15 protein-coding genes are annotated in these 15,487 nt (G+C 65.8%); 12 read left to right on the plus strand and 3 right to left on the minus strand.

The window, feature by feature from the left end; all coding sequences use genetic code 11:
• Positions 1 to 36 precede the first annotated feature (36 nt).
• Positions 37 to 1,749: a long-chain fatty acid--CoA ligase gene (locus ACFQNJ_RS05810; RefSeq protein ID WP_382254841.1), complete on the minus strand. Its 1,713-nt coding sequence runs from the start codon at positions 1,747 to 1,749 to the stop codon at positions 37 to 39.
• A 326-nt stretch (positions 1,750 to 2,075) separates the two neighbouring features.
• On the opposite strand from ACFQNJ_RS05810, the gene ACFQNJ_RS05815 reads away from it, so the two are divergent.
• The 12 genes from ACFQNJ_RS05815 (at position 2,076) to ACFQNJ_RS05870 (ending at position 12,688) form a co-directional block, all read left to right on the plus strand.
• On the plus strand, positions 2,076 to 3,104 hold the full coding sequence (locus tag ACFQNJ_RS05815) for an amino acid ABC transporter substrate-binding protein (RefSeq protein ID WP_374640588.1): 1,029 nt from the start codon (positions 2,076 to 2,078) through the stop codon (positions 3,102 to 3,104).
• A 94-nt stretch (positions 3,105 to 3,198) separates the two neighbouring features.
• A complete protein-coding gene (locus ACFQNJ_RS05820; RefSeq protein ID WP_382254844.1) occupies positions 3,199 to 4,398 on the plus strand; it encodes an amino acid ABC transporter permease in 1,200 nt (399 codons plus the stop codon).
• Between the two features lies 1 nt (position 4,399).
• Positions 4,400 to 5,515 (plus strand): amino acid ABC transporter permease, encoded by a 1,116-nt coding sequence (locus ACFQNJ_RS05825; RefSeq protein ID WP_382254847.1) that lies wholly within the window; start codon positions 4,400 to 4,402, stop codon positions 5,513 to 5,515.
• Positions 5,516 to 5,549: 34 nt separating this feature from the next.
• Positions 5,550 to 6,305: an amino acid ABC transporter ATP-binding protein gene (locus ACFQNJ_RS05830; RefSeq protein ID WP_374640591.1), complete on the plus strand. Its 756-nt coding sequence runs from the start codon at positions 5,550 to 5,552 to the stop codon at positions 6,303 to 6,305.
• Positions 6,306 to 6,323: 18 nt separating this feature from the next.
• The gene (locus ACFQNJ_RS05835; RefSeq protein ID WP_382254850.1) at positions 6,324 to 6,599 is read left to right on the plus strand and encodes a hypothetical protein; all 276 of its coding nucleotides are present in this window, start codon (positions 6,324 to 6,326) and stop codon (positions 6,597 to 6,599) included.
• A gap of 44 nt (positions 6,600 to 6,643) precedes the next feature.
• Positions 6,644 to 7,021, plus strand: coding sequence for a hypothetical protein (locus ACFQNJ_RS05840; protein ID WP_382254852.1), 378 nt, complete (start codon positions 6,644 to 6,646; stop codon positions 7,019 to 7,021).
• 79 nt (positions 7,022 to 7,100) lie between these two features.
• Positions 7,101 to 8,498, plus strand: a complete 1,398-nt coding sequence (locus ACFQNJ_RS05845) for a hypothetical protein (protein WP_382254854.1) — start codon at positions 7,101 to 7,103, stop codon at positions 8,496 to 8,498.
• Between the two features lies 1 nt (position 8,499).
• Positions 8,500 to 9,888 carry a multicopper oxidase family protein gene (locus ACFQNJ_RS05850; protein ID WP_382254856.1) on the plus strand — a complete coding sequence of 463 codons (1,389 nt, stop codon included), beginning with the start codon at positions 8,500 to 8,502 and terminating at the stop codon, positions 9,886 to 9,888.
• A gap of 31 nt (positions 9,889 to 9,919) precedes the next feature.
• Positions 9,920 to 10,450, plus strand: coding sequence for a cupredoxin domain-containing protein (locus ACFQNJ_RS05855; RefSeq protein ID WP_374640596.1), 531 nt, complete (start codon positions 9,920 to 9,922; stop codon positions 10,448 to 10,450).
• A 17-nt stretch (positions 10,451 to 10,467) separates the two neighbouring features.
• A complete protein-coding gene (locus ACFQNJ_RS05860) occupies positions 10,468 to 10,929 on the plus strand; it encodes a DUF411 domain-containing protein (RefSeq protein WP_382254858.1) in 462 nt (153 codons plus the stop codon).
• Positions 10,930 to 10,951: 22 nt separating this feature from the next.
• Entirely contained in the window at positions 10,952 to 11,311 is a 360-nt protein-coding gene (locus tag ACFQNJ_RS05865) for a copper-binding protein (RefSeq protein ID WP_382254861.1), read from the plus strand.
• A gap of 48 nt (positions 11,312 to 11,359) precedes the next feature.
• Entirely contained in the window at positions 11,360 to 12,688 is a 1,329-nt protein-coding gene (locus ACFQNJ_RS05870) for a TAXI family TRAP transporter solute-binding subunit (RefSeq protein ID WP_382254864.1), read from the plus strand.
• A 7-nt stretch (positions 12,689 to 12,695) separates the two neighbouring features.
• Here the strand turns inward: ACFQNJ_RS05870 and ACFQNJ_RS05875 are convergent, their stop codons facing one another.
• Positions 12,696 to 14,774, minus strand: coding sequence for a DUF1631 family protein (locus ACFQNJ_RS05875; RefSeq protein WP_382254867.1), 2,079 nt, complete (start codon positions 14,772 to 14,774; stop codon positions 12,696 to 12,698).
• Between the two features lie 99 nt (positions 14,775 to 14,873).
• Entirely contained in the window at positions 14,874 to 15,425 is a 552-nt protein-coding gene (locus ACFQNJ_RS05880) for a DUF1415 domain-containing protein (RefSeq protein ID WP_374640601.1), read from the minus strand.
• Between the last annotated feature and the right edge of the window lie 62 nt (positions 15,426 to 15,487).

The following is a 15,487-nucleotide window of genomic DNA, read 5'->3' on the forward strand; positions in this document are numbered from 1 at the left end:
TGTGCCGGCGTCGGCCATTCCCCCGTGCGTCAGGGCTCATGCCGGCTCCTGCTCCTGCAGCAGGCGCCACATGACCTTGCCGCTGCCGCTCTTGGGCAAGGCATCGACAAACTGCACCACTTTCGGTGCCTTGTAGACCGCCATGTGCTCCCGGCACCAGTCGACGATGTCCTGTTCGCTGACCTGACCGCGCGCCTCCTGGCGCAGCACCACCACCGCCTTGACCGACTCGCCCCGGTAGTCGTCGCGCGTGGCGATGACACAGGCCTCGGCAATCGACGGGTGCTTGAACATCAGGGCCTCGACCTCGGCCGGCCAGACCTTGAAGCCGCTGGCGTTGATCATGCGCTTGAGACGGTCGGTGATGAAGAAGTAGCCATCCTCATCGACCCGACCCAGGTCTCCTGAGCGGAAGAACTGCCGGCCCTCGAACGTGACAAACGCCGCCTCGGTGGCATCGGGACGCTTCCAGTAGCCCTTGAACACCGAGGGACCACGGATGATGATCTCGCCCGCCTCGCCCACCGGCATCTCCTTGAGGGTATCCGGGTCCACCACACGGGCGTCCACACTCATGAACGGAATGCCCAGGCACTGCTGCTTGGGAGCATCGGGCGGGTTGTTGTGCGAGGGGGCCGCCGTCTCGGTCAGCCCATAGCCTTCGGCATACCGCAGACCATACAGATCCAGCAGCTTTTGTGCCACCGCCTGCGGCATGGCCGCACCGCCCCCGCCGATGAACAGCAGGCTGGAGAGGTCGTACTGGTCAAAGCGTGGACTGGCCAGCAGGTCGATGACCATGGTGGGAATGTTGCTCCAATTGGTCACACGCCAGGCCGAAATCAGGCGACCGGCCAGGTCGCGGTCCCAGCGCGGCATGATGACGATCGTCGCGCCGATGTACAGGCCGGCGTGCATGCCCACCACCATGCCGGTGATGTGGAACATGGGCACCACCACCAGCGAGATGGTCTCCGATGTGCTGTTGCCCCACACGCAGCCGGCCACGGCGTTGTGCATGATCGTGCCATGGGTGTGCATGCAGCCCTTGGGCAGTCCGGTGGTGCCACTGGTGTAAGGCAGGACCGCCAGATCGTCGGGCTTGCGGTCGTGCACGGGCGGCTCGTCGGTGCAGGCCAGTGCATCGGCCCAGTCGGCCACGCTGCCGCCCGGCATGGCGGGCAAGGGATGGCGCGTCTGCAGCCAGTCGGTCCAGGCGCCAGGCATCTCGGCCTGCGGTCCCATGGCATCGTGGTAGTGCGAGACGACCAGATGCCGCAGCCGGTCCTGTTCAGGCAACTCGGCATTGGCCTTGAGCAGTTCACCGGCCAGATCGGCGGCGCAGATGGCCACCTTGGCATCGGGGTCGGTGATGTAGTGCTTGAGCTCCTCGGCCCGGTTCATGGGATTGACCGGCACCACCACGGCATTCGCCCGCAGGATGGCGAAATGCGCCACCACCCATTGGGGGCAGTTCTGCATGAACAGGATCACCCGGTCGCCGGCTCCCACGCCCTGGGCATGCAGATGTGCCGCCAGACGTTCGGCCTGGTTATGCAAGGTGCGGTAGCTGGTGGTGCGGTCAAAGAACACCAGGGCGGGCTTGTCCGGGTAGCGGTGGGCATTGACCGCCAGGTTGTGCCACAGCGAGGTGGCCGGCGGCGTCAGGGCATGCGGCAAGCGCTTGGGCCAGAAACGGTGATGCGGTCTGACGGCCTGGCGGGTGCTGTCCGTGTCCAGTTCGGGCATGTGTCTGTCTCCTGTCTTGTGGTGATCCCCAATGGGCTGAAAACAAGCATATCGGCCCCCGGCGCCGACGAGAACCCGGGCTTGTCGCGATCGGGACGAGACACGCCCGATGGGCGCAGACACAGGATGGCACGAAACGTGCAGCGACCTTGGCAGGCATTCCGATCAACGCACGGCTTCATGCGTGCTTTGCATGGATTTCCCACGTAAACCCCGATGTCGAGGCATGCACGGCACCACTACAGTCTGCCTGCTGTCTGCAGGTGCACCCAACCGGTGCAGTCCCGGTGGCAACGGTTCCCTTTTCCTACAACACGGAGAGACGCATGAAACTCAAATCCCTGAAGTTCACCGCCCTGGCGCTGGGCGCCCTGACCGCACTGGCCAGCCTGCCAGCCCACGCCGGCAAGACCCTGGACGCCATCAAGCAGCGTGGGCAGGTGGTGTGCGGCGTGAACACCGGTCTGGCGGGCTTCTCCCAGGCCGACAGCAATGGCAACTGGACCGGCCTGGATGTGGACTACTGCCGTGCGCTGGCGGCGGCCATCCTCTCCGATGCCACGAAGGTCAAATGGGTGCCCCTGAACGCCCAGCAGCGCTTCACGGCCCTGCAATCCGGCGAGGTGGACGTGCTCTCGCGCAACACCACCAACACCCTCAACCGCGACGCCTCGCTGGGCCTGCACTTCGTCGGCGTCAGCTACTACGACGGCCAGGGCTTCATGGTGCCCAAGGGCAAGGTCACCAGCGCCAAACAGCTCAAGGGCGCCACGGTGTGCGTGCAGTCGGGCACCACCACCGAGAAGAACCTGACCGATTTCTCGCGCGCCAACAACCTGAACATCAAGCCGGTGGTGTTCGAGAAGGTCGAAGCCGCCACCAACGCCTACTTCTCCGGCCGCTGCCAGGCCTACACCACCGACGCCTCGGGTCTGGCCTCGGTGCGTGCCAAGGAAGCCAAGGACCCCGCGGCCCACGTCGTGCTGCCCGACCTGATTTCCAAGGAGCCCCTGGGCCCGATGGTGCGCCGGGGAGACGACGAGTTCTTCGCGATTGCCAAGTGGGTGCTCAATGGCCTGATCGAAGCCGAGGAGTACGGCATCACCCAGGCCAATGTCGACCAGATGAAGTCCAGCACCGATCCCCAGATCGGCCGCATGCTGGGCAACACCGAAGACCTGGGCAAGCACCTGGGTCTGGACAAGGAGTGGCTGGCCCGCTCCCTCAAGGCCGTGGGCAACTACGGTGAGATCTTCGAGCGCAACGTCGGTCCCAAGACCTCGATCAACCTGCCGCGCGGCCGCAACAACCTCTGGACCAACGGCGGCCTGATGTACGCAGCGCCTCTGCGCTGACCTGTTCAGACCCTGTCCAGGCGCAACCTGCCACCGGGGACGACCCCGGTGGCAGGCCCAGTGCTACCCGCAACAAGCCTGACACCCTGAAAGCATGAGCTCTCCTTCCATGATCGAGGCACGACCTCAGCCGGCCCGCAAGCGCCGATCGATTTCCTGGCGCAGCCGCGAAGGTCGCAGCGTGATCTACCAGGTGGTCGCCATCCTGTCGGTGATCGGTGCGATTGCACTGCTGGTGCGCAACACGCTGGCCAACATGCGCGAGCGCGGCATCCAGAGCGGCTACGACTTCCTCAACCAGCCCTTCGGCTTCGACGTCAGCGAGACGCTGATCCCCTACGAGATCACCAGCACCTACTGGACCGCTTTTGCCATCGGCATGGCCAACACGCTCAAGGTGGCGGTCGTCGGCATCCTCCTGGCCACCATCGTGGGCACCCTGGTCGGTGTCGGCCGGTATTCGGCCAACTGGCTGGTGCGCAAGCTGTGCTATGCCTACGTCGAGTTCTTCCGCAATGTCCCGATCTACCTGCAACTGCTGATCTGGTACATCGTGTTCACCGAGGTGCTGCCCAGCTACGACGAGCTCTGGCAGATCGGGCACTTCTACCTGAGCAAGAACGGCTTCTCCTTCCCCTGGCCGGTATGGCTCCTGGGACAGAACCTGGCCATGGCCGGGGGTCTGTTGGGTGTCGTGGCCGCATGGCTATACGCCCGACGCTCGCGTCGCCTGTTTGACCAGACCGGTCAGCAGCGGCCTGTGGCCCTGGTGGGCCTGGCCCTGATCGTGGGCATGGCCATCGTCGGCTGGCTGGCCGGCGGCGCTCCCAACGAATGGAGCCTGCCGGTGCGCGGCACCTTCCAGATCGAGAACGGTGCATCGGTCACCCCCGAGTACCTGGCCCTGCTGATCGGCCTGGTGCTGTACACCGCCGCCTTCATCGCCGAAATCGTCCGCTCGGGCATTGCGTCCGTGTCGCTGGGCCAGCACGAGGCCGCCGCGTCGCTGGGGCTGACCAAGCGCCAATCCATGCGCCTGGTGGTGTTGCCGCAGGCCCTGCGCGTGATCATTCCGCCGCTGACGAGCCAGTACCTGAACCTGACCAAGAACTCATCCCTGGCCGTGGCCATTGGCTACCCCGAGCTGGTGTCCATCGCCAACACCACGCTCAACCAGACCGGTCGGGCCATCGAAGCGCTGTCCATCGTGATGCTGGTTTACCTGACCCTGTCGCTGATCACCTCGGCACTGATGAACTGGTTCAACGCCCGCGCGGCCATTCAGGAGCGCTGAGATGTCGTCCACCAACTCCTCCCAGTTCCAGCCGATCACGGCCCGGCCAATGCCCGGTCGGCGCACCGGCATCGTGGCCTGGCTTCGCGCCAACCTGTTCAGCGGCCCGATCAACAGCCTGATGACCTTGGCCACGGTCGCCTTGCTGGCCTGGTCGATCTCGCATGCGTTTGACTGGGCCGTGGCGCGCGCCGTTTTCGGCGCCCACCTGGAAGCCTGCAACAACGCACGTGGCCTGGGCGCCTGCTGGGGTGTGATCGCCGAAAAGGGGCGCCTGATCGTCATGGGCCGCTACCCCGACACCGAACACTGGCGGCCGGTGATTGCCACCACCCTGATGCTGCTGGTGGTGGGTGCCAGCTGCATGCCACGGTTCTGGAACCGCTGGCTGCCCCTGGCCTGGCTCGTGATGTTGGCGGTGTACTTCACCCTCATGAAGGGCGGCATGCTGGGCCTGACCGAGGTACCGACCGACCAGTGGGGCGGCCTGCCCCTGACGGTGATGCTCACCGTCATTTCGATGACGCTGGCCTTTCCGCTGTCCATCTTCGTGGCCCTGGGACGGCGATCGACCATGCCGGCCATCCGCACCATCTGCACCCTGTACGTGGAGCTGATCCGCGGCGTGCCCCTGATCACGGTGCTGTTCATGGCCTCGTTCATGCTGCCCCTGTTCATGCCGCATGGCGTGACGATCGACGTGCTCATCCGCGTCATCGTGGGCATCACCCTGTTCTCAGCCGCCTACATGGCTGAAGTCGTGCGGGGCGGCCTCCAGGCCCTGCCCAAGGGGCAGACCGAGGCAGCCGCGACCCTGGGCCTGACCTACTGGCAGACCCAGCGCAAGATCGTGCTGCCGCAGGCCCTGGCCATGGTGGTGCCCTCGCTGATGAACACCTTCATCGGCATGTTCAAGGACACCTCCCTGGTGACCATCGTCTCGCTGTACGAGCTGACCGGTGCGCTCTCGCTGGCCCTCAACTCCGACGCGGACTGGCGTCCGTTCAAGATCGAGGCCTACCTGTTCATCACCCTCATTTATTTCGTGTTCTGCTTTGCCATGTCGCGCTACAGCCTGTGGGTGGAAGCCCGCACCGCCGTGAGCAAGGTCAGATGACACCCCATCCCCTTTCGAGCCAGAGAACCACACCATGAGCGCCCAGGAAGCTCCCATCATCCGCTTCGACAAGGTCAACAAGTGGTACGCCAGCAACGGCTACCACGTGCTGCGCGACATCAACCTCGATTTCGCCAAGGGCGAGAAGGTGGTCATCTGCGGCCCGTCCGGGTCCGGCAAATCAACCCTGATCCGTTGCGTCAACGCGCTGGAGGAGTATCAGGAAGGACAGCTGACGGTCGACGGTACTGTCGTCGGTGACGACCTCAAGGGCATCGACCGCGTGCGCCGCGAGGTGGGCATGGTGTTCCAGCAGTTCAACCTCTTCCCCCACCTGACCGTGCTGGAAAACCTGATCCTCTCGCCCACCTGGGTGGCACGGATGCCGCGCAACGAAGCGATCGACAAGGCCATGGCCCAGCTGGAGCGGGTGCGCATTGCCGAGCACGCCCACAAGTACCCGCTGCAGCTGTCCGGCGGTCAGCAGCAGCGCGTGGCGATTGCGCGGGCCCTTTGCCTCAAGCCCAAGATCATGCTGTTCGACGAACCCACCTCGGCGCTCGATCCGGAAATGATCAAGGAAGTGCTGGACGTCATGATCGGCCTGGCCGATCAGGGCATGACCATGCTGTGCGTGACCCACGAAATGGGCTTTGCGAAGGCGGTGGCCGACCGCGTCATCTTCATGGACCAAGGTCAGGTGGTCGAGCAGAATACGCCAGAAGAATTCTTCAATCACCCCCAGAACGAGCGCAGCCAGGATTTCCTGTCCAAGATTCTGGGCCACTGACCGACCCACCGACGCCACATGAGTGACCAGACACTGGAATCCCTGAAAGCCCTGCTGGAGGGCTTCCGGTCGGGGCAGACGGATCTGCAGACCTTCGCCACCGCGGCCCGGCAGGTAGACGCATTGCTGGCCACCCTGCCCCCGCGATACGGCGAGGTTTGGCGCAGCCTGCTGGACCGACTGGAATCGAGTGCCCTGTTCACGGAAGAAAGCTGTTCGTTCAGCCAAAGCGAGCTGATCCAGAGCCTTCAGCTGTGGATTGACAAGGCTACCGCCCAGCGGACCAGCGGATAAACCCTCGCCGGGAACCAACTTCACCGCGCGCGTATCATTCAAACATGCGCCGCTGGCTCGTCATCCTGATGCTGCTTCTGCTCCCCCTGCGGGCGTGGGCGGGTGGTGTCATGCTGACCTCGATGCTGGCACTGGATCCCGCCGCCGGTGCCGTGACCACGGCAGTTCAGCCGCCGACTGCGGCTCCTCCCTGCCACGCGTCGGTGTCCTCGGAGCCTGCCGATCATCATGCGCAGGGTGACGCGCACGAAGCCGTATCCCACCCCAGCCACCTGCTCTGCGACATCTGCAACGTGCCGGCGCTCAGCACCACGGTGCTTCAGCTGCACCTGCCCGAGCAACTGCGAAGCCCGATACCGCCGCGCTTGATGCCGTTTGCCAGCGCCTGGCCATCGCGCGATTCGCGCCCACCCATCGCCTGAGTTTTCCTACCCTTGGTGCGTCCATTGATCGACTGTTCGATCGATCGGGCGCTGGTTGAGAAGACATCAGGAGATCCCCATGTCCTTCGGACATTCATCCCATGCGGGGTGCAGGCACCGGCATCCCCGGACCCGCTACCTGCCCATGCTGCTGGCCGCATGGCTGGGCAGCACCACGGCTTTGGCCGTCACCCCATCCCCGTCAGGTGCCCCGGACGCGCTGGCGGTGGCCAACCCGGCGACCCCGGTATCACCCATGGATCCACTGACGTGGCCGTCCACGCCCGTCGACACCGGTCCTGCCCCCGCGGTCAACCGGGCTCAGGCCCTGGCAGCCTGGCAACGCGCCAATGCGCGGGTCGCCGAGTTTCCCCGCGGTCATGCGGACCTGCTCAAGTGGGAAGCGGCGACCCCTTCAGCACCACAGACGACAGCCCCGTCCGCCGCAACAACCTTCACACTGGCCGAAGCCCTGCAACGTTCCCTGCGGCTGCATCCCGACCTGCTGGCCAGCCCTGACCTGGCGCCGGCCGAGCGAGTCCGGCTGCAGTCGCGCTGGGCGGACCACGTCCGGCAGGTGCAGACGGCCTGGCTGGCGGCGGTTACCGCCCACGAGCGCCACCGCATCGCGGCCGAGGTGCTGGAGAACGCCAGGCTGGGCGCCGAGCTGGGGCAACGCATGGTCCAGGCCGGCAACTGGAGCCAGGCACGGCAGCTGCGGGAGCAGTTGATCGAGACCCGGGCCCGCCAGGGCTGGATGGCCACTGCGCTGGAGCGTCGGGTGCGCCTGGAGCAGCTCGCCCGGCTGACAGGCGTCTGGGACAACACCGAGGCCAACGGCCTGACCGGCCGTCTTCCACCACAGCTGCCGGCCGCGCCCGCACAGGTCCCGCAAGCGCCCGATGCGCAAGCCCAGGCCCTGGCCCGGTGGCCCGGGCTGGACACCCTGCGAGCCAAGCTGGACAGTGCGCTGCCGTTGCCAGGGATGGACGCCTGGGACGACGCCACCGATCGGGCGGCCCGCGACCTCCGAGGCAAAGACAACACCGTCATGGGTGACGCACCGGCGATCCATGACCGCCGGCTTTTCAACAACCACCGGATTCCCCACACCGCCGAGCTGCGTGGCGAGCTCCTGCGAGAGGCTACCCTACGCCGATCCCAGGTGCGTGAGGCCGAGGCGGCCTTGCAGGCCCATCACGCCCTGGCCAGGCTGGCGCAGGACGAGCTGGTGGCGCGCCAGCGTCTGATCGAACAGGAAACCCTGCTCCGCTACAACGGCATGCTCATGAGCACCTGGGATCTGCTGGCGGCCGCCCGCGACCGGTTGGCCGCCCTGGATGAGGCCACCCAGGCACGCCACCGCTACTGGCAGGCCGAGGCCGACTGGCGAAGCCTGCTGGCGGGTGGCCATTACCCAGGAGCACAGACAGCCGGAGACGGCGGCGCGAGCGGCAACGCACCGGAGGGACACTGACATGCAACGACGACACTTTTTTGCGGGTGCCGCGCTGGGAGCGGTCGCCGCCACCAGCGTCAGCCGCGTGGCCCTGGCAGCCCTGCCTGAGGCCGTACAGCAGAGTTCGGCGGACACCGCCGCCCCCTGGACGCCCCCAGGCGTCACCGGCGCCGGTCGGCCCTACCAGCCGGTGGTCACCCTGAACGGCTGGACGCTGCCTTGGCGCATGAACCAGGGGGTCAAGGAGTTCCACCTGGTGGCCGAGCCCGTGGTGCGCGAGATGGCGCCCGGCTTCCTGGTCAACATGTGGGGCTACAACGGCCAGAGCCCGGGCCCTACCATCGAGGTGGTCGTAGGCGACCGGGTCCGCATCTTCGTGACCAACCGCCTGCCCGAACACACCACCATCCACTGGCATGGCCAGCGCCTGCCCAACGGCATGGACGGAGTGGGCGGCCTCAACCAGCCGCAGATCCCGCCCGGCAAGACCTTCGTCTATGAGTTCGAAGCGAAGCGGCCCGGCACCTTCATGTACCACCCGCACGCCGACGAGATGGTGCAGATGGCCATGGGCATGATGGGCTTCTGGGTCACACACCCCAAGGGTCGGCATCCGCTGATCCAGGAGGTCCAGCGCGACTACTGCTTCTTGCTAAATGCCTTCGACGTGCAGCCGGGCAGCATGACGCCACAGGTCAACACGATGCTGGAGCAGAACATCTGGGCCTGGAACAGCCGTGTGTTTCCGGGCATCAGTCCGCTGGTGGCACGCTTGAACGACCGCGTTCGCGTGCGCGTGGGCAACCTGACCATGACCAACCACCCGATCCACATCCACGGCATCGAGTTCGAGGTCACGGGCACCGACGGCGGTCCGGTACCGAAATCGGCGCGCTGGCCGGAGGTGACCACCGACGTGGCGGTCGGCCAGATGCGGCAGATCGAGTTCATCGCCGACGAACCGGGCGACTGGGCCATGCACTGCCACAAGAGCCACCACACCATGGGTGCCATGGGCCACGGCGTGCCCACCATGATCGGTGCCGACCACCGGGGCCTGGTGGGCCGCCTGCAAAAGGTCAATCCGGACTACATGGTCATGGGCGAGCGCGGCATGGCCGACATGGGCGAGATGGAAATGGAGCTGCCTGCCAACACCTTCCCGATGATGACCGGCACCGGGCCTTACGGCCCCATCGAGATGGGGGGCATGTTCACCACCCTCAAGGTGCGGGCCGATCTGGCGGCCGGCGACTACCGGGACCCGGGCTGGTATGCCATGCCGCCCGGCACCCAGTCGCGCGAGGTGGCATCCGCACCCACGCCACCCAAAGCCCCCTCACCTGACACCAAGGCAGCGCCTGCGGGCACAGCTCGCAAACCCCAAGGACATCATGGACACCATTGAAACATCCCCAACCACGAAGCACCCGACCCGCATGGACGCTTCAGCTCGCACCACCCGTCGGCAGTGGACCTTGCTGACGGCTGCCGTGCTTGCCTCGGCTACCTGGCCCGCCGTGGGCTATGCCCATGGCGATCGGCCGCATCACCAGGGCACAGGCCCGGTCATCCGGGAGCAGAAACCCTGGGGCATCGGTGCCGCAGCGGACGAAGCCCGGCGCACCATCGAGATCCGCATGACCGACGACATGCGCTTTTCCCCCGCCCATCTGGAGGTGACCGAGGGAGAAACGCTGCGTCTGCGTGCTGTCAACCGGGGGCAGGTGATGCATGAGATCGTCATCGGTACCCGCGAAGAGTTGCAGGCCCATGCCGAACTCATGAGGAAGCACCCGAACATGGAGCACGATGAACCCTACATGGCCCATGTGCCGCCGCGCCAGCGGGGCGAGATCGTCTGGACCTTCAACCGGCCGGGCGACTTCGAGTTCGCCTGCCTGATCCCCGGCCACTTCGAGGCCGGCATGCGGGGCACCATCCGCGTCAAGCCCGCCTCGCGCCCCTGAACCCCAAGGAGAACCCAATGAAACGACGAGAACTCATGCTGGCTGCCGTGGCCGGACTGGTGGGCACCGCCACCGGACTGCAGGCCCAGGACCTCCCCACCATGGATGTCTGGAAGGACCCCAACTGCGGCTGCTGCAAGGACTGGATCGCCTATCTGGAGCGCGACGGCTTTCGCGTTCGACTGCACGACACCGGCAACACCGCCATGCGTCAGCGCCTGGGCATGCCCATGAAGTACGCCTCATGCCACACCGCCCTGATCGGTGGATATGTCATCGAAGGCCACGTCAATGCCCGCGAGATCCGGCGCCTGCTCAAGGAAAAACCCGCCGCACTGGGACTGTCGGTGCCCGGCATGCCCGTGGGCAGTCCGGGCATGGACGGGCCCGAGTACGGCGGCCGTCAGGACCCGTACGACGTCGTGCTGGTTCAGAAAGACGGCAGCAGCCGCGTGTACCAGTCCTACTTCCGCAGCTGACATCACCCGAGGAACGCAAACCATGAAATCCCTTGTCACCGGGCTCGCCCTGTCGGCGCTCATGCTGGCGTCCACTGGCGCCCTGGCACAGGCCCATGCCCAACACCACGGCACCACCTCCGTGTCGGCCGACACACCGGCGCCCACCGACAGCCTGCCCTGGGCCGAGGCAGAGGTCCGTCGCGTGGACCCTGCCGCACGCAAAGTCACGCTGCGCCACGGCCCCATCGCCAATCTGGACATGCCGCCCATGAGCATGGCCTTCCAGGTCGAAGACGCTGCCCTGATCGGACCACTGCAGCCCGGTGATCAGGTGCGCTTCACTGCCGAGCAGCGTCAAGGGGCCTACTGGGTCACCCGGATCGAAAAGAAGACACCCTGATACACCCGGGTGCGCGGAGGGCGGCAGCAGGCGTGCTAATGTCGCGGGATGCCCGCGAACATCCGATACACCCTGCTGTCGCTGCGCGACCTGCTCGTCTCCATCGGGCCGTTTGCCATCCTGACGGTCGCCCTGCTGGTGCTGGCCTACTGGTGGCTGGACCCGACGCCCCCCAAGCGCGTCGTGCTGGCCACCGGCCCCGAACAAAGCGCCTACGACGAATTTGGCAAGCGTTACCAGCAGGCCCTGGCCCGCTATGGCATCACGGTCGAACTGATGCGCACGGAAGGATCGTCCGACAACCTGCGCCTGCTGCGGGACGGTGACGCCGACCTGGGCTTTGTCCAGGGCGGAAGCGCCGACATCGCCTACGACGACGAGGAGAGCGTGGTCTCGCTGGGCAGCCTGTTTGTCGAACCCCTCTGGCTGTTTTACCGGGAAGACTCCGCCCGCCGCATCTCGGAAGACGGCGGCCTGTCCAACCTGTCGGACCTGCGTGGCTGGCGCGTCAATGTGGGTACCGCCGGCAGCGGCGTCCCTCGGCTGTTTGGCACCCTGCTCGACGCGAACCGCATCGACCCGGACGACCTCATCCTCAGCGAAATGGCCCAGACACCGGCCACGGTCGCGTTTCTGGACGGAGAGCTAGATGCCGTGGTGTTCGCCTCGGCCCCCGAGTCGCTCATCGTTCAGATGCTGCTGCAGACCCCGGGTGTGCGACTGATGGATTTTGGCCAGAACGAGGCCTATGGCCGCCGCTTTGGCTACCTTACCCCCGTCGTGCTGCCTCAGGGCGTGGTCGATCTGGCGGCAAACAACCCGCCCGAGGACATGCGGCTGGTGGCGTCCACCACCAGCCTGCTGGCGGGTTCACGGACCCACCCGGCCATCCTTCAGCTGTTTGCGCAGACCGCCACGGGGCTGCACGGCGGGGCCAGCTGGTTCAGCCGGGCTCGCCAGTACCCCAGCCTGCAACACAGCGAGGTGCCCCTGTCGCCCGAGGCCGTGCGTGCCATCCGAAACGGCCCGCCCTTCCTGCAGCGCTACCTGCCCTTCTGGCTGGCCAACCTGGTTGAGCGCATGTGGCTGGCCATGGGTCTGATCATTGCGCTGGCCCTTCCACTGTCACGCATCGTGCCACCGCTCTATACCTTCCGCATCCGCTCCCGCGTGTTCCGCTGGTATGCCGAGTTGCGCGGCATTGAACAGGATCACGACAACGGCACCCGCAGCCTGCCCGCGCTGCTCGATGCGCTGGACGAGCTGGAAAGCAAGGTACAGAAAGTGGTGGTGCCGCTGCTGTACGCCGACGAACTCTACGCGCTGCGCGCCAACATCCAGCTCGTTCGCAAGAAGCTGCAACGCATCCAGGGATGAGAAGGCCTCAGGCCTTCATGCTGTTGATCCAGGCCTGACGGGCCACCGCGTCCAGGGCATCGTCCACGGTGCCGTGGCGCGCCACCACCCGCAACCGCCCGGTCTCAAGGACGTGGTTGAGGCCACGACGCGTCAGCGAAATGGACTGCCCGTTGACCGCGTTGAACAGGAACATCGTGCCGTGCGGGCTGGCCCAGGTCAGCTGGCAGCGCACCGCCCGGTCCTCGCGCCAGAGATCCACCCAGGTACCCACAGACATCGGCAGGGCGCTGCTGCCCTCGGACTCGGTGCGGATGTCCTGCCAGTCGCGGGACATCGGCTGGGTTTCCTCGAAAGCGGGCTGTGTGGTGGACTCCAGGTCGTCCATGAACCCGGTTTCCTTGGCCTCCTCGGGTCTCAACCAGGCATCGTCCGCGTCGTCATCCAGCACGCTGACCTCGGGCTCGGGCTGCACCGACAGCTCACGGTGCTGTGTCTTGTAGGCCGCCTCGTGCAGCCCCATCAGGGCCTGGAAAAAAGACTCGCTCTGCGTTCGCGGGTAGTCGATGCTGTCCAGCCCTTCCCGCAGGGTGCGCAGCATCGGCGGGATGACCTTGATCAGGCGCGGACGATTTCGACTGGCCAAGGCCAGCTGGCTGGACCACAGCAGGTCGGGCAGGATGGCCATGTAGCGCTGGGCTGGCGCATCCTCCGGAAGATCGATCCCCGGCGCGTTGGCTTCCAGACGGGCCTGGGCCACGACCTGCGCCCAGGGCCCGGTCAGGAAGCGGCGGACCACCCCGGGGGCTCGCGCAAAGTCATTGCGGGCCTCCATTTCCGAGGCCACCCGCTGCGCCAGGAGATTTCGCTGCTCCACCTTCACCAGCGTCTGCACGGCCTGTCCCCGCGTGGGCGCCATGGCGGGATTGGCCACCTGCTTGAGCCGGGCGAACTGGCGTTCCAGCCGCTCCTTCATCTGGGGGCCATCGGACTGCAGAACACCCACACTCTCACGAACGAGCTCCGCAAAGGCCGTGAATCCGGGATCCTGTTCGCTGGTGAATGCCATCGCCCGCTCGGTGATGGCTTCCAGCAGGCGCCTGGCCGGGTTCTGGCGGTCGGCGAAGAACCGGGGGTCATTGCGGGCCATCTGCAACAACGCGGGCTTGAGGGTACCCAGCATGTCCCGGATGGGCGTCAGCAGGCGAACGTCGTCGGTGATGTTGCGCATCATCAGCGACACCACCTCGGCCGCCAGGGTCTTGACCATGGCGTTGCCTGAACCGGACACCCCCTGGTCGGTCACCTGGGCGCCGCTCTCCTCCAGGTTGCCCACCAGCAGGTGGTGCAGGTGATCCAGCGTCAGCAGCTCATCGGGGGCATCGACCCGCCGACCCGCCATCACCTGTGCCTCACCCGCAGCAGGACGGGCAGGAGGCACTTTCGGATCCGGCAGCTGGGTCACCACATAGCCCGCGGGCTGCACCCCCTGCTGCGCCAGCCATCCCGACAGGTCCCGATAGAACTGCAGAACCTCCTGCCCCAGCGCCACGGCCCCGCAATGAAACCAGTGGGACCGGATGGCCGCGTCCACATGCAGCGAGTCCAGCGCCTTCATCAGCGACTGCACCAGCACATCCGGGCGCAGGGGGTTGGCATCGGGTCGCACCACCGAGAGGCCGCGGGTGCGGCTGAGCAGCGCGTTGAACGCCACGAGTTCCTCGTCCACGGCCATCTTGACGATCTGCAGGACGCGCCCCTGCTCCACCGTCTCATGCACCTGATGGTCATCCATCAGTTCCAGGTCATCCAGGCTCAGGTGATCGAGGCGCCTGACCTTGCCAGCGGCATCGGACAGCCCCGCGCCCTCCTGGGGTAATGCGGTGGCCAACATCTCGATGAACCGGGCCGCGACCAGATCACGATAGGACGCCAGCACCTTGTGCGACTGGTGATACTGATGCTTGTCCTGGGCGTTGAACGCCGCCGCCTCCTTGATCTGGAGGCTCTCGGAGAGCTTGGACAACCAGCGAGGCACCCACTCTCGTGACTGGACGAGGGCTTGCTGCAGGCAGGCTTCAAAAAGCGGGCTGTGGGTCGTGGGCATGTCGTGCAGGAACACCCCCGTTCCTGGAGGGCGATACCCGCATTGTGAAACCAAATCTCGCGCGGGCCTACCGGTTCATGCAAAAAAGTAACAGGTTTTTCAGGCCTTGCTCATCAAATCGACCCAACCCTGGCGTCCCAGTGCCTCCAGGGTGCGGATGTTTCGTTCGACGATCTCGTCCGCATTGCCACCATCAGAGGCGACGGCCCGCTCGACACTGTCCTCCCTGAGCAGGTGAAGCGTCGGATAAGGCGCGCGGTTGGTGAAGTTGCTGATGTCATCCGCGTCCACCCCTTCAAACTGGAAAGCGGGGTGGAAGCTGGCCACCTGGATCACACCTTCCAGATCGTGCTCGGCCACCACTTCGTCGACCACGTTCAGGAAGTCGTTGAACACGAAGAAATCGGGAAAAAGTGCTGGATGCACCAGCAGCGTAGTGTCGATTTCTTCGGCCGGCGTGTTGGCCAGCAGATCCAGCTCGCGATCCAGCTCGTCCAGAAACGCATCGACATGCCGCGCCCTGCTCACCACGATGCGCACCTGGTTCTTGACGTACACCGAACGCGCGAACGGACACAGGTTCAACCCGATCACCGCCTTCTCGATCCAGCGGCGGGTGTCGTCAAGCACTTGTTGATCGGTGAGTTCCATCAGGGCCTCCGGAGCGAAATGTCTTGGTCCAGAGTGCCGCGGAACCGGCTTCGCCGGGCCGC

This window comes from Hydrogenophaga bisanensis (assembly GCF_042665135.1).
Lineage (GTDB): Bacteria > Pseudomonadota > Gammaproteobacteria > Burkholderiales > Burkholderiaceae_C > Hydrogenophaga > Hydrogenophaga bisanensis.

Bases quoted from the DNA above. Each gene is read 5' to 3' on its own strand.
- ACFQNJ_RS05810 (WP_382254841.1), bottom strand. From the start codon at position 1,749: ATGCCCGAACTGGACACGGACAGCACCCGCCAGGCCGTCAGACCGCAT.
- ACFQNJ_RS05815 (WP_374640588.1), top strand. From the start codon at position 2,076: ATGAAACTCAAATCCCTGAAGTTCACCGCCCTGGCGCTGGGCGCCCTG.
- ACFQNJ_RS05820 (WP_382254844.1), top strand. From the start codon at position 3,199: ATGAGCTCTCCTTCCATGATCGAGGCACGACCTCAGCCGGCCCGCAAG.
- ACFQNJ_RS05825 (WP_382254847.1), top strand. From the start codon at position 4,400: ATGTCGTCCACCAACTCCTCCCAGTTCCAGCCGATCACGGCCCGGCCA.
- ACFQNJ_RS05830 (WP_374640591.1), top strand. From the start codon at position 5,550: ATGAGCGCCCAGGAAGCTCCCATCATCCGCTTCGACAAGGTCAACAAG.
- ACFQNJ_RS05835 (WP_382254850.1), top strand. From the start codon at position 6,324: ATGAGTGACCAGACACTGGAATCCCTGAAAGCCCTGCTGGAGGGCTTC.
- ACFQNJ_RS05840 (WP_382254852.1), top strand. From the start codon at position 6,644: ATGCGCCGCTGGCTCGTCATCCTGATGCTGCTTCTGCTCCCCCTGCGG.
- ACFQNJ_RS05845 (WP_382254854.1), top strand. From the start codon at position 7,101: ATGTCCTTCGGACATTCATCCCATGCGGGGTGCAGGCACCGGCATCCC.
- ACFQNJ_RS05850 (WP_382254856.1), top strand. From the start codon at position 8,500: ATGCAACGACGACACTTTTTTGCGGGTGCCGCGCTGGGAGCGGTCGCC.
- ACFQNJ_RS05855 (WP_374640596.1), top strand. From the start codon at position 9,920: ATGGACGCTTCAGCTCGCACCACCCGTCGGCAGTGGACCTTGCTGACG.
- ACFQNJ_RS05860 (WP_382254858.1), top strand. From the start codon at position 10,468: ATGAAACGACGAGAACTCATGCTGGCTGCCGTGGCCGGACTGGTGGGC.
- ACFQNJ_RS05865 (WP_382254861.1), top strand. From the start codon at position 10,952: ATGAAATCCCTTGTCACCGGGCTCGCCCTGTCGGCGCTCATGCTGGCG.
- ACFQNJ_RS05870 (WP_382254864.1), top strand. From the start codon at position 11,360: ATGCCCGCGAACATCCGATACACCCTGCTGTCGCTGCGCGACCTGCTC.
- ACFQNJ_RS05875 (WP_382254867.1), bottom strand. From the start codon at position 14,774: ATGCCCACGACCCACAGCCCGCTTTTTGAAGCCTGCCTGCAGCAAGCC.
- ACFQNJ_RS05880 (WP_374640601.1), bottom strand. From the start codon at position 15,425: ATGGAACTCACCGATCAACAAGTGCTTGACGACACCCGCCGCTGGATC.